This window comes from Tepidibacter hydrothermalis, assembly GCF_029542625.1.
Lineage (GTDB): Bacteria > Bacillota > Clostridia > Peptostreptococcales > Peptostreptococcaceae > Tepidibacter_A > Tepidibacter_A hydrothermalis.
Window position 1 is genome coordinate 1,543,717 of sequence record NZ_CP120733.1, and the last position, 14,478, is coordinate 1,558,194.

Consider the following 14,478-nt stretch of genomic DNA (forward strand, 5'->3'; position numbering starts at 1 on the left):
AAATTTCAGGCTATGGTGCTCCTTCCTTCTATTGATAACTTATGAGAATTAGGGGCACCGCTTTCCTGATATTTAGGAGTTGTTATGATAAATTCAATTTATTTAAGACGCAAAAACAAAATTCTTATTAAAGAAGGTAACAATAAATTACCTGATGTATATTTAGCATCTATTCTCAAAAATATTGAGGGGATAGGCTATACCTTTTCTAAAAAACTGATGGATACAATACGAACACTATCAATAGATGAATTAGAAGTTTTTTATGACTCAATAATTGCTGAGTTAAAAAAGATAGTAGGTCACAATGTAGAATATAAACCAATGTATCCTAATTTTCCTAAACAAGTAATGGATAGTGATGTATGCACTTTATATATAAATGCTATAATCCACTATATAACATTAGACTTACCCAAATGCAAAGTTCAAGAAAGAATACCGTTATTAGATAATATAAATTTAAGAGTTATTGATTTAGGCGAGGAAGAAGAGTTTAAACAAATATGTATTGATTTGTTAAGCTCAAAAACTTCTATTTCTGAAGCAGACAAAGAAGATATTAAATGGTTTGTTGAAGAATATAAAGATGATGTAAATTCAATTATTCCAAAGGACATTCCTCTTAAAGAAAATGTGGCATTATTGGCAAGTTTGTTATTAAAACATACCAATAGAGCTAATGATATTCTTTTTAATCATATAAAAACATCTACTGATGTACTTAGATTAACAGTAGCTTTGTCAGATGGAGATACTAGTTTAGCAACAAATACTAAATTTAGGAATTTTAAACGATCTGAAAGAAGACTTATATTAAGTTTGCTTGAAAACTGTAATAACATAACAGAAGATATGGTACGATATAAAAATCAATGGATACGATTAGGAGAAAAATTACATCCCTTTGAGTATAAGGGTAAATATCCAAAATCTTTTCAAGGGTTTAATATTATTCGTAATAACATAAAAATTGAAACATTTAATTCTAAAATAGAAAAAGCTTTTTTAAATAATGATATTATAAAATCAGTAGATTTACTTAAGACTCGACCGGGAGAATTTGCGAGAAGGTTAGATCAGTTGTTGCGATCAACTGAATACTGGCAATATGTTATAGACAATTTTAAAAAAGTTTGTGGTGAAATAGCATCTCCTGTATTGATGCAAGTAATCTCTCATTTTAAACATAGAAATAAAGGTAATGATCTGCGTGTATTTTTCCCAAAAGGAAACGTTGCAAAAGTATATGCTATAAAGAATAATTTAAGTTTAATAAATGATGAAGCCTGTAATAGAGTAGTTAAATTATGTGAAAATGAGCTTAGAACACGTTTTTCAAACCTACCACAATTAGGCAATGTTTACATAGATGAAAAGTTAAATGATTATATTGTACCTTTTTCACAAAGATCAGCTAGTAAAGCTCTTAGAACTATTGTAAGAGGTTCTAAGGTTGATATTTCTGATGGGAATACAATCAGATTTTTCTTATGGTGGAAAGAAGGACTTGTAGGAAATGTTCATACTGGAAGAGTAGATATTGATTTATCTGCTATTATTTATGATAAAAATTGGGCATATTTAGAGCATGCTTCATATACTAATTTAAAGTCAGATAAGTATAAAATATGTCATAGTGGTGATATTGTAGAAGCACCTAATGGGGCATGTGAATTTATTGATATAGATATAAATTCAATTATAAAATACGGTGGACGATATATAGTTATGTCTTTAAATTCATTTACGGAGCAACCTTATTGTAATCTTCCAGAATGCTATGCTGGTTGGATGATGAGACAATATCCTAATTCAGGTGAAGTATTTGAACCGGCAACAGTAAAGGATAAAATAGATGTAACAGCTGATACTAGAATTTGTATTCCTGTAATACTTGATTTAGTAGAGAGGAAAGTTATTTGGAGTGATTTAGCTCTAAAATCTAATCCATACTTGTATAATAATATTGAAGGAAATGAAAAAGGTATGGTTTTAATGGGAAAAGCTATTACAAATTTATCAAAGTTTAATCTATACCAATTATTTAAAATGCATGCTAATGCAAGAGGAACAATTATTGATGAAATAGATAAAGCAGATATTATTTTTTCTGTTGATAGAGGTATTACACCTTTTGATATTGAAAAAATAATGTCTGAATTTATGTAATGTAAAAGGTAATCTGATTTTAAATTAGATTACCTTTTTTTATTCACATATGGTATTTTGTTAGACTTTTATAAAACTTGACATAGATATATTATAGATTTATAATGAATAGTGATTCATATAAGATGAATCGCTATTCATTATAAACTTAAACCTAAGATTAAAATTAAAGAATGATTGTTTAAGTATGGAGGGATATAAATTGAAGGTTGATGAAAGAGAAAAAAGAGCAAAAATAATGGGTGAAGGTGAAATGAAAAAGGTTTTATTAAGCCTTGCTATACCTGCAATAATTGCTCAACTAGTAAATGTAATTTATAATTTAGCTGATACAGCATTTGTTGGGATGTTAAATGATACATCAGCCATGGGAGCAGTTTCTGTAGCATATCCATTAATGATGCTTCTTTCAGCTGTAGGATTAATGTTTGGTGTAGGAGCAGCTTCATATATAGCTAGATGTTTAGGAGAAAATAGAAAAGATGAAGCAGATAAAACAACATCAACTGCATTTTTTTCTGTAGTTGCAGTTGGTATTATATGTACAATCTTTGGGCATGTTTTTTTAAAGCAGATTCTTAAATCACTTGGAGCTACACAAACAATTATGCCATATGCTGTTAGTTATTCTAAAATACTAATATCAGGTTCTGTTTTTATTATGCTTAATATGACACATAACAATATGATACGTGCAGAAGGTAATGCAAAGTTTAGTATGTTTGCAATTTGCTTAGGGGCAGTTTTAAATATAATATTAGATCCAATATTTATGTTTGTATTTGATATGGGAATAAAAGGAGCAGCAGTTGCAACTGTTACAGGACAAATAGTATCAACAATTTACTTAACTCAATATTTCTTTAGAGGAAAAAGTTTTATAAAAATAGATGCTAAACTATTTAGTTTTTCAAAAAAAATATATTCTGAGATCATGAAAATAGGAATTCCAACATTTTTCATGCAGTTTTTAACAAGTATGTCTATGGGGCTTCTAAATACAGCATCAGCACCATATGGGGATACCGCAGTTGCAGCTGTTGGGATTACTCTTAGAATAGTAACTATAGGAATTTATGTGATATTTGGCTATAATCAAGGGTTTATGCCTGTTGTAGGATACAATTATGGTGCAAAAAACTATGAACGTGTATCTAAATCCATAAAATTATCTTTGATATGGACTACTGTTTTTTCAACAATTCTTTCAATAGTATGTATAACGCAAGCTGAAGCCTTAATGAAGTTTTTTACGAAGGATACTGAGGTTATATCTATTGGGGTTAACTATATTATAGCTTCAAATATATTAATACCATTTTTGGGTTTTCAATTAGTTTATGCATGTTTATTTCAAGCACTTGGAAAAAGTATTCCAGCTGGGATTTTATCTATTTCAAGACAAGGATTATTCCTTATACCATCAATAGTGATTTTACCTAGCTTTTTTGAAAGGAATATGAACTCACTTAGTTTTTTAGTAAATTTATTGCCAAATTCAATTCAGCCAGGAATGTATGGTGTAGTTTATACTCAATTTGCATCAGATACAGTCACAATAGTTATTACTAGTATTCTAGCTGTTAAAGTAAATAAACAATTAAATAACAAATCTTTAGAGAATAAAAAATCTAAGGAAATGTCATTAAGACTGCAATTAAAAAATTAAACATATATTTAATTTAAGAATAAGAACTTTTAAAGTAGGTACATCAAATAAAAACAGTGACGTAATTTACAATATAGTGTGGATTATGTAATAAAAAAAGCTATCAGATAACATATCTGATAGCTTTTGGAAGTTTACACACTTTTATTGCCTATTTCCTAGAAAAAACAAGCGTTATCTATACACATTCTCTTGAATTACTTTAATTTCTTCTCGTATACCCTGGAAATCGCCTGGCGAAAATAGGCCTTCAATAATAATAGGGGCATTGACTTGTTTAACTTTATTCAGTAGTTCCATTTGCCCACTTTCAATAATAGGGGTGCGTCCTAGTTCATCAATAAATCCACTCACATGGATGGCCTTTATATTTTTTTCATGATGATCTAAGTATTTATCAATATAGTTTTCAAAACGGATTGATCGATTAATATCTAATACACTATCAAAACCATGTTGATGAAGTGCCTCATCAAAAGTCTGCCACGATGCATGATTAGGATTTTTTATATAATAAGGAAATGAACAATGCCTAAACTGCGACCAATCCTTAATACAATCAAAGTGAAAAATGACCGCATCAATTTTCACTGTTTGAACAATCGTCTCTAGATGAGCAAATACATCTTTCGTTGCTTTATTATTTTTGTAATTGATTCCACACCAAGGCGCATGAATCATCACATTATTAAACTGTGTCAATTTTTCACATAGCTTAGGTGATGAAGCAAATTGGTGAAGCATTTTCAACGTACTAAATGCAATAACAATATGATTAAATCCTAAATCTTTGCAAATATTCAGTTTGCGTTCAGGTCCAATATCCCACAAACAGAATGCAGCTGTTGAAATAGCAATGTCACGCACTAATATTTACTCCTTTCCAGTCACTAAAATTAAGTTACTTATAATTATACTTATAAAAATATAGTATTGTCTAATTGAATATTTCAATGCTGTTCTCTTCTAAATTTAATCTTTAAATAGCTGGTTGAGAATATAAGGCGATACAACAGTAAATTATATGTATACACTCAATTATTTAGAATAATGGTATATATGATAAATATTATGTTAGATGAAATTTGTGTGAAAATCTATACTAAATATAGAATCCTTAATATTCTTTTAACGGTAAAAAACTACATAATTAAAATGGAATTACCTATAAGGTACATTTTAGGTTAATACATAGAAAAAGCAAAGCTAGAAGATGCGGGGATATTTCTAAGTATGGGATAGTAAACTTGTCATTGGTATCATATTTATTAAAGTAACTAGTCGTGAATTAGGGTAAAAGCTTAATAAAAAACAAGTCCAATAAATATGGACTTGAATTTGTAATACTATCAACTTTAGTAAAATATTAATCTACTTCATAACAAATTTGAGTGACAAAATCTTTTTCAGATACTAATGATTCTGTGCTCCTAAGATAAATTTCGTAGGTAAATCCTGTTGGATTAAAATTTGACTCTGATATCCATTTTTCTATTGCGTAATAGGCGAGGCCGATATTCTCATAGCTTCCAATGTGGATGGTGGATACTATTGTGTGAGAAGGTATTTTATGAATTTCAATATTACTATCATCTTTTCTAATTTCAGCTAAAAAATTTTTTTCATCAAATGTGCTAGCGGAGTTTACTTTTATTGGAACGAAAAATTCTACATTCAGATTTTCTTCGTTGAAATCTTCACTAAGAAAATTTGTAAAAGGTGTATTGAATGTATACAGGTTATTTTTTAAAGCATAATCATATAGTTCATCTATAGTTTTGTCCATTTCATGTATAGAAATTGAAGCTCTCTTTTTTATAACATATTGTTCTTGTGCTGTGCCGTAGAGAATAGAGTAAGTGTTCATATCTTTAATACTTTCAATTCCTTTTTTGAGATACATTTCCATTTCTTCAAGGATATCTGTTTTAGCTCTAACAGATTTATTGATTAAATTAATTTTTTCCTTTACCATTTTTTTTAAGAATATATCATCATTAGTAAGTATATCTTTAATCTCTTCCAACGAAAAGTCATACTTTTTAAGCTTTACTATTTCCATGGCTGTACTTACTTGTGAATCAGAATAATATCTGTAATTGTTCATTGAATCAATAGTCTGTGGCTTTAATAGACCTATTTTATCATAGTGTCTAAGCATCCGAGGTGACAATCTAGTGAGTTTTGAAAATTGGCTTATAGAGTACATGTAATCACCTTCTAATTTTTATTAATAGGTTGTTGTTGAGTTACACAATGAATCATACCACCATATTGATATAAATCTCTTACATCAATACCGATAACTTCTTTATTGGGATATAATTCTTGTAAAATAGCATTTGCATTTTCATCATTTTCATCATTATAATTTGGAACTAATACAACTTTATTGCCGATATAGAAGTTTGCATAAGACCCTTTATATCCTAAATCTTTTCCGTTTTCTAGCACAACATTATGCTTTGATAAAGGTAAATAAATATATTCATATGGATTTCCATTAACATCTTTAGCTTCTAATAATGTATTTATATCTTTTTCACTTACACCCCACTCAATAAGATCTTGTTCATTCATTGTAAGAATTGTTGACTTATCATAAAATTTAGCAAATCCATCTATATGAAAATCTGTTATATCTTGACCAGCAACTCCATCTAACCATATAACATTACTAACCCCATAATATGTTTCTATATATTGTTCAATTTCTTTTTCAGTTAAATTTGGATTTCTATTTTTATTTACAACAGCGCTTCGTGTAGATAAACAGGTACCATTTCCATCAAATTCAACTGCACCACCCTCAAGAATAACTTCATGTATATCTATTAGAGGAATACTAAGAGCTTTACTTAGGCTTTCAGGTATTTTACTACATTTTTTATAAGAAGCTTTCTTTCCCCAACCGTTAAAACCCCAATCTGCCATTAGAAGATTATCTTCTTTATCATATACAAAGATAGGTCCATTATCTCTAACCCAAACATCGTCAGTTGGATATACATAAAAATCAACTTTGTCTATATCTATATTTTCTTGAATTAAAAGATTTTCTATACGATTCTTTTCTTTTTCATTATATACGATTATGTGAACATTTTCTCCTAGTGTTAAGCCTCTAGTCATCTCTACCCAAATAGGATCAAGTTTATCCTTAAAACCTTTTCCGTATGTATAATCATGTGGCCATTGCAACCATGTTCCTTCGTGTTTCTCATCTTCGAAAGGGAACACATATTTTGTATTATGTGTGTTATCTGCTTTAGTCAATGATTTTTCTTCTTTTTCCGCTATGTTACCTGTAGGACTTGTACAGCCAACACATAGCATACAAATCATACTTACAATTATTGAATACCTTGACAATATCTTTTTCCTATACATTTTTTATCGCTCCTTTTATAATGTGTATTTTGCTATATCAATAGTATAAACTTTGACACTATGTTAAAGTCAAGAAAATCTAATTAATTATTTTAAGTTCCATGTAATTGTTCTTTGATGTATGTAAATCATAATTGAGTGAAAAGTCTCCATAATTACGAAGCTGAGGCTAACTTGAATAGCAATAAATTAGATTTGAAATTTATATATATGAAATGATGGTTGACAGGAAAATAATGCAGTGTTATACTTAGTTCATACTCGAACGAACAGAAGGTGAGATTATGAATTACGATTGTATAGTTCTAAAACTTAGAGATGTGACAACACTTACTGATAAGTTTTACGCAAAGAGAATAAAAGAACAGGGGCTCCCTATTTTGATGAATCATATACCTCTTTTCTACATTTTATCTGGATCTGAGAAACCATTAGCTTTCACAGAGATATTCAATATGTGGGGTATATCAAAATCATCATTGTCAGAAGTAATAAACAAATATCACAAAATGGGATTTATTGAGAAGTTTTCTTCAGCTGATGATAAAAGATCATTCACAGTAGCTCTTACTGAAGAAGGAAAAGAAATTAGAGCTGTTTTAAGTAAGTTGGAAGATGAATTATTAAGCAAGTTTTATTCAAACTTTGGAGATAGCATGCGAGAAAACTTCGAAAATAATGTTGAGAAAGTGATAGAAAATTTAAGAGATATATAAATACTCGAAAGAGTATTTTTATTTAAATATATAGTTCGTACGCGAACTAAATATATTTCTAAAGGAGAATTAATTATGAATCAAGTGATAAGCACGATCAAGAAAAGAAGAGAGAAGTGGAGGTGACTATGAAAAATTTAAAAAGATTTATAGCTTTCCTAATCATTTTATCTGGTATTGGACATATATGTATTGCTCTGATTTTTGATAATCAGTCAATGTTCATGCAAATGATTGGAGGAGGAATCATCTACCTGATATTAGGAGTGTTAGTGTGGCAGGGTAACAAGCGTTCATTAATTATTACAAAAATGATAATGTTGTTAGCAGGAATTGGTTCATCACTTACTATTAATGAAATTGGATACCCTGTAAACGTAATGTTTTATTTTGTAGGATTAAATTGCACTGTTATATTACTATCAGCTGTATATTTATTTCGCATGAAGTTCGTATACGAACAAACTATAAGAGAAGGAGAATAAAAAAATGAATGAAGTAATAAAAACGATCAAAAAGAGAAGGATGACTAGAAAGTTTAGGAGTGAACAAATAACAGATAAACATATCATAGAAATCATTGATGCAGGACAACATGCACCATCAGTTCGTAAGCAACAGGCATGGAATTTTACAATTATTCAGGATCAGGAGTTGCTTGATGAGTTAAGCAGAGAAGCAAAAAAGATTGGTCAAAAATCACCCGTTGATGTTATTCGTAAGTTAAACAGTAAAGAAGACTATCATATTTTTTATAATGCGCCAACGGTAATAATGGTATCGGCAGACCAAGAAGCAATGATGCCAGAACCAGAATGTATTGCAGCTACTCAAAATATGTTGCTTGCTGCTGAGTCGATGGATATTGGAGCATGTTGGATTTCTGCATTAAATATGCTTCTAAATAGTGAAGATGGAGAGAAGTACAAGAAAAAGTTGAATCTAGAGGACAATCAAATTCCTCAGCTTGCTATTTCATTAGGCAAGATTGAGTCAAGACCTAAACAGGCATATCCACGTAAAGATGGAAAATATAAGTTTATTAGATAAAGAGAGGTGAAAATCATGAGAGGTATAGTTTATTATTATTCTAGTACAGGTAATACAAAGTTAGCAGTAAATTATTTGAAAAAGCATATACTGAATGCAGAAATAGATCTGTGTGATATAGCTAATGAGAAGATCGTTATTCCAGATGACTATGATATTGTAGGATTTGCTTCGTTTGCTGAATATCTCGGGCCACCAACATTGATGAAGAACTTTATTGAATCATTAAGTATGCAAAATGGTAAGCCTGCATTTGTTCTCAATACATTCGGCGGTTTTACAGGACAAACTCAGACTGAATTCGCAAAACAAGTAGAAGCAAGAGGTTTCAGAGTTGTTGTAGGACATTCATTAAAGATGCCAATGAATTACCCACCAATGAAGAGGAAAGGAAAACACTCTGAGAATGCGCCTACTACAAAAGATATGTCTAATTTTAATGATTATATTGGTAGAATTGGAAAAAGTATTAGTCAAATTGAAAAGGGTGAAGAGCTAAAGTCTATATTTGGAGCTTTTAGTTTAAAAAAACTAGTGCCAAGTATGAGTAGAGATAAGGTGAAGAAAGATTTCGGAATCCAACAGATCGATAAAGAAAAATGTATAAATTGTGGCAATTGTGCAAGAGTCTGTGGATATAATGCAATTGAAATGAGTCCTAGTCCTGTAGTCGATCATAACAAGTGTAACGGATGCTGGGCTTGTTACAATCAATGTCCAAAGCAAGCAATTCATGCAAGGAGTTTCAAAGGCGAACACCAGTACAAAGGTCCATCTAAAGAGCTAATTGACAGAATGAGTTAAATAAAAGTTTCTATTACAAATCTATAGTTATTGAAATGAAAAATTATATCTTATAAAACAGAAATTCTTAACACGTCCCTGATTATATAAAATGGGGCGTGTTTTTCTATATTTTTAATATAAAGTAGTATTACAGTTTATGATTATAATACCAATCTTGTTAAGAAACTTACAGTATTATAATGCGTATAATGGTATTAGGTATATAAGGTATTAGGAGGGAAAAATGTATAAATTATATTTTATGCCACATGATAATAAATTAGAATGTATACAGGTACAAGATATGAGATCGAATATAAATGTACGAGGCTATATCAGGAAAATTGACAAAATTATAGAAAGAACAGGAAGATATGATTTAGCATTAAACAAAATGATGAAAGATATTAATTCTTATAAACATAAACTTAATCAGATTAATAAATTTAATTTGGATAGAATCTGTAGAAAATTTAATGAATTAGTAATTAAACATGGAGAAGTATATAAAGACTTACATTATTTTAGAAATACATTAAATAGAACTCCAAAAACACTAGAAGAAATGTTGAAACTTAATAAAAAACTTTCTAAAAAAAGAAAATGGCGCTTATTAGGACCAGAAAAATCAATATTCCATATGTATGGTAAGGATGGAATATTTAATTTGAAATTTGTATCACATGATGGCAAATTCGAAGCTGTTTACAATAAAAAAGGAGAATTATTAACAGAAGCAAATGATTCAATTAATATGGGAACATACAATTATGCAGATCCAGATGATACAATAAAACATTTTATATATGATGTTGTTCCATATTTAAAATGGGGTAATACACCAAATAGTTTAGAACCTGATCTACATGATGCCAGTGAAAATTTATTAAAGTTTAAAATGAACAAATATGCTAAAAAGCGCTATGAAAAAGTTCGTAAACAAATAGAAGGTAAATAAACATACTAAAATACTATTTAGTTAATGTTGTTTAAGAATATAGATAAATTCGATTGAATTTATCTATATTAAGGGTTGTTTTAATTTTTAAAGCATTATTTTCACAATTTCACATATTTTGATGATAATTCTATGATATTTGTTTTATAAAATGTAAACAAATATTAGGAAGGTTGTTCACAATCAAAAAAACTGGAGGTAATATACATATGAAAAAGAATTTGAAAATTTTAGGGCTGGTAGGGGTGATAGTATCAAGTTTTATAATACTAGCTTTTGCTGAACAAGATGCACAAATGGATAAAATAAATAGTTCAAAAAAATCAAAAATTGAAATTAAACAACTTACTAAGGAAGAAAGAATACAAATGGTAGAAGAAAGTATAAATAAGTTAGAAAACAAATATGAAGAAAGATTAATATCTGAAGAAACATATAATGCAAAAAAAATGAATTTCAATAAGATAATTGAGAATTTAAAAAATGGAAAAGGTGAGTTTAAACAGCTTACTAAGGAAGATAGAATAAGACAGTTAGAGGAGAGTGTACATAAATTAGAGAAAAAATATGAAGAAGGATTAATTTCAAAAGAAAAATATGAAGAAAAAAAAACATACTTAAATGAACGAATTGAAAATGAACGTGAGCTAAATGAGATTACAATCGATAATATAAATAACTATAAGGTTGGTATGAATCAAGTTACAATTGATGTAAATGGTGAAGATAGAAGGTTTAAGTTTTATGTACCTGAAAATTTAGCGAGTGAGGGTGTTTCTTTAGTATTCAGATTTCATGGGTCTAGCAATCCTGAAGGGGATCCGACTGATGGAATAACTAAAAATTATATATTAAATAAGATTGCAAATGATGAAAATATTATAGTAGTATATCCAGAAGGATATATAGAATATGGATCGAAGGGTTGGAATAATACTGAAAAGAACTTAGCTTTTTTTGATGAAATGCTAAAATATTTCGAAGAGACATTTGATAACATAGATTCTAACAGAATATATACATGTGGTCACTCTAGTGGAGCAATCTTTTCATATGCTTTAGCAGGATTTAGAGAAGATAAAATTGCAGCAGCAGTTCCAGTTTCAGGACAATACTGTTTAACTAAGCATCCAGAAAAGAATACTTTTACAGATAATAATGTATCTGTTCCTATTAGAGCTTATAATGGAATCGATGATGGAATTGTAAATCATGAAGCAGCTTATAATAATATGAGTATTTGGTCAGAAAAAGAAAATAAAGGGGGTTCTTCTAATGTAGAAGAAAAATCTTTGAATATAGGTAACTATAATATTAATGTTAAAAAATGGAATGAAGGAATATCAGATTTAGAAATGTACTCTATAAAAGGTACTGGACATGGGATTTCTTGGGATACTATTGCACAGTCAATGTGGGAATTTATGAAAAATCATCCAAAGAATAAATAGCTTTAGTAGAAAATCTCAAAGAACATAAGATGAATAATTATATTATGTTAAAATATAAGTATGGTATTATCAATATAATATCCATACTTATGTTTTATTAATTAGATATAATTTAAATTTGAAAGGAAATAGAATGAAATGTATAATGTTTTTCTTGTGGAAGATGAAAAAAACTTAAATGATATATTGGTGTTTTACTTAGAAAATGAAGGATATAAAGTTAAAAGTTTTGTATGTGGACTGGATGCGGAAAAATATGTACAACAAGAGCCTCACTTGTGGATATTGGATATTATGCTTCCAGATATGGATGGATATGAACTTATTAATAGGATAAAAAAACAAAATCAAGACACCCCTGTAATCTTTATATCAGCAAGAGATGAAGAGTTAGATCGGGTAATAGGTTTGCAAATGGGAAGTGATGATTACATAGCAAAGCCTTTTCTTCCTATGGAGTTGATTATAAGAACAAGAAATCTCCTAACAAGAATTTATAAAAATAAGAAAAATTCTAAGGTTACAAATCTACTAATAAATGATACATATACTATTGATTTTAATAAAAGGATGGTTTTTAAAGGTGATGAAAAAATTGATGTTACTTCAAAGGAATTTGATTTTTTATCTATTATAATTAATAATAAAAATAATGCTTTGTCCAGAGAAGATATAATAAATAAAATTTATGGTGAAGATTATTTTGGAAGTGATAGAACTATTGATGATTTAGTCAGAAGAGTAAGAAAGAAACTACCTGAAATGAGAATCGAGACTATATATGGATATGGTTATAGGTGGTGTGAGGGTGAAGATTAAGTCTTTAAATTTTCGTTTAATAATATCTTTTGGTGTAATTATTTGTGTTTTTTCATTAATAATATTTTTACTTTTAATAAGAGCTTTTAATAATTATTATTATGAAGATATTTACAGAACTTTAGAAGAAAATGAAGCTATTATTAAAACCACTAATATTAATGATTTCATAAAAAATAAAGACCAAGATATAAGAAAAATAGAAGAAAAAGTATGGCTTAAAAAGGAAGATAATGTTCTTGTAAGAAAATTTAATGATAATATTAGTTTTATAACGGAAGAAATATTAGTGAAGGTTGAAGAGGACATAAAGAAACAAAATGAAGTCAGTAAAAGATATGTGATGGATGTAGATGATAGAGAATTATTCTATGTTATAAAAAGATACCAAGATTTATTTGGGAAAAAGACATCAAATGGTTATTGTTACTATAAAGTAACTTTTAAATGGAAGGTAGAAGATTATACTCTTGAAAAGCGGTTGTTTAAACAAATAGCTATTTCATTTATTTTAGCGATAATAATGATGTTTTTAGTTGCATTTTATCTGTCTAGATATTTGACAAAGCCAATAATGAAATTAGAAAAGAATGTAAAATACATAACGGATAGAAAACTAAATATACCTATAAAGATGAGTAGAGATGATGAAATAGGATTTTTGGCAAGTTCAATTGAAAAAATGAGAAAAGAACTGTTAAGGTACGATGAAGATCAAAAATTCAAATTACACGCTATATCTCATGAATTAAAAACGCCTATTATGATAATAAAAAGTTATTTAGAAGCTGTAAAGAAAGGATTATATCCAAAAGGGACTCTAGATGCTTCTCTAGAAGTAATAAATGAAGAATGTACTAGATTGGAAAAATTAGTTTATAATCTATTGTATATTCAAAGATTGGATTATTTAGATAGTGAAATAAAGAATAGAAAAAAAGTGAATTTAAAAGAAATAGTACAAGAAGTTATAAAAAGTTATTCAGTTCAGTTAAAACAATTAGACATTCAATTAGATAGTGAGGATGTAGTTATATATTCAGATGATAGACAATTAAAGACTATAGTAGAAAATATTATAGATAATCAAATTAGATATGCTAAAACATTAATAAAAATATATTTGAAAGAAGATAGCAAAAAGATTTACCTAAACTTCTTTAATGATGGTGAATGTATTGAAAATATAGAGGATATATTTGATTTATTTAAAAAAGGAAAAAAGGGACAGAGTGGTGTAGGCTTGTATATAGTAAAGAGGCTATTAAAAATGTATAATGGAAAAATAGGGGCTAGCAATATAGAAGGTGGTGTATACTTTAAAATAGAAATTGAAAAATATTAAGAAGTATATATGAAAATAATTGAGAGTGAATAGGCTATTTTGAAATAAACAAGACAATCTTATTAAAATGAGGTTGTCTTTTTATGTGAGTATATATTCAGACGCATGGCTAAGTAATAATA

At 28.5% G+C, this 14,478-nt stretch carries 13 protein-coding genes; 10 read left to right on the top strand and 3 right to left on the bottom strand.

Features of this window, described 5'->3' with window-relative positions; genetic code table 11:
- The first annotated feature begins 84 nt into the window (after positions 1 to 84).
- Both P4S50_RS06870 and P4S50_RS06875 read left to right on the top strand, forming a co-directional pair.
- Positions 85 to 2,172, top strand: a complete 2,088-nt coding sequence (locus tag P4S50_RS06870; RefSeq protein ID WP_277733960.1) for a TerD family protein — start codon at positions 85 to 87, stop codon at positions 2,170 to 2,172.
- A gap of 202 nt (positions 2,173 to 2,374) precedes the next feature.
- Complete coding sequence (locus P4S50_RS06875; protein WP_277733962.1) at positions 2,375 to 3,841, top strand: MATE family efflux transporter; 1,467 nt, start codon at positions 2,375 to 2,377, stop codon at positions 3,839 to 3,841.
- A gap of 174 nt (positions 3,842 to 4,015) precedes the next feature.
- Here P4S50_RS06875 and P4S50_RS06880 read toward each other — a convergent pair whose 3' ends face one another.
- The 3 genes from P4S50_RS06880 to P4S50_RS06890 form a co-directional block, all read right to left on the bottom strand.
- On the bottom strand, positions 4,016 to 4,708 hold the full coding sequence (locus tag P4S50_RS06880) for a hypothetical protein (RefSeq protein ID WP_277733963.1): 693 nt from the start codon (positions 4,706 to 4,708) through the stop codon (positions 4,016 to 4,018).
- Between the two features lie 499 nt (positions 4,709 to 5,207).
- Positions 5,208 to 6,050, bottom strand: coding sequence for a MerR family transcriptional regulator (locus P4S50_RS06885; protein WP_277733964.1), 843 nt, complete (start codon positions 6,048 to 6,050; stop codon positions 5,208 to 5,210).
- Between the two features lie 11 nt (positions 6,051 to 6,061).
- Positions 6,062 to 7,231, bottom strand: coding sequence for an agmatine deiminase family protein (locus P4S50_RS06890; protein WP_277733965.1), 1,170 nt, complete (start codon positions 7,229 to 7,231; stop codon positions 6,062 to 6,064).
- Between the two features lie 284 nt (positions 7,232 to 7,515).
- On the opposite strand from P4S50_RS06890, the gene P4S50_RS06895 reads away from it, so the two are divergent.
- The 8 genes from P4S50_RS06895 (at position 7,516) to P4S50_RS06930 (ending at position 14,356) form a co-directional block, all read left to right on the top strand.
- On the top strand, positions 7,516 to 7,947 hold the full coding sequence (locus P4S50_RS06895) for a MarR family winged helix-turn-helix transcriptional regulator (protein WP_277733966.1): 432 nt from the start codon (positions 7,516 to 7,518) through the stop codon (positions 7,945 to 7,947).
- 122 nt (positions 7,948 to 8,069) lie between these two features.
- Positions 8,070 to 8,432: a hypothetical protein gene (locus tag P4S50_RS06900; protein ID WP_277733968.1), complete on the top strand. Its 363-nt coding sequence runs from the start codon at positions 8,070 to 8,072 to the stop codon at positions 8,430 to 8,432.
- A gap of 4 nt (positions 8,433 to 8,436) precedes the next feature.
- Positions 8,437 to 8,997: a nitroreductase family protein gene (locus P4S50_RS06905; RefSeq protein WP_277733970.1), complete on the top strand. Its 561-nt coding sequence runs from the start codon at positions 8,437 to 8,439 to the stop codon at positions 8,995 to 8,997.
- A 15-nt stretch (positions 8,998 to 9,012) separates the two neighbouring features.
- Positions 9,013 to 9,801 (top strand): EFR1 family ferrodoxin, encoded by a 789-nt coding sequence (locus P4S50_RS06910; RefSeq protein ID WP_277733972.1) that lies wholly within the window; start codon positions 9,013 to 9,015, stop codon positions 9,799 to 9,801.
- A 226-nt stretch (positions 9,802 to 10,027) separates the two neighbouring features.
- The gene (locus tag P4S50_RS06915) at positions 10,028 to 10,741 is read left to right on the top strand and encodes a hypothetical protein (protein WP_277733974.1); all 714 of its coding nucleotides are present in this window, start codon (positions 10,028 to 10,030) and stop codon (positions 10,739 to 10,741) included.
- A gap of 209 nt (positions 10,742 to 10,950) precedes the next feature.
- Complete coding sequence (locus P4S50_RS06920; RefSeq protein WP_277733976.1) at positions 10,951 to 12,192, top strand: hypothetical protein; 1,242 nt, start codon at positions 10,951 to 10,953, stop codon at positions 12,190 to 12,192.
- Positions 12,193 to 12,330: 138 nt separating this feature from the next.
- Positions 12,331 to 13,011, top strand: a complete 681-nt coding sequence (locus P4S50_RS06925; protein ID WP_277733978.1) for a response regulator transcription factor — start codon at positions 12,331 to 12,333, stop codon at positions 13,009 to 13,011.
- The gene (locus P4S50_RS06930; protein ID WP_277733979.1) at positions 13,001 to 14,356 is read left to right on the top strand and encodes a sensor histidine kinase; all 1,356 of its coding nucleotides are present in this window, start codon (positions 13,001 to 13,003) and stop codon (positions 14,354 to 14,356) included. The genes P4S50_RS06925 and P4S50_RS06930 overlap by 11 nt, the downstream gene beginning before the upstream one ends.
- Positions 14,357 to 14,478 lie beyond the last annotated feature (122 nt).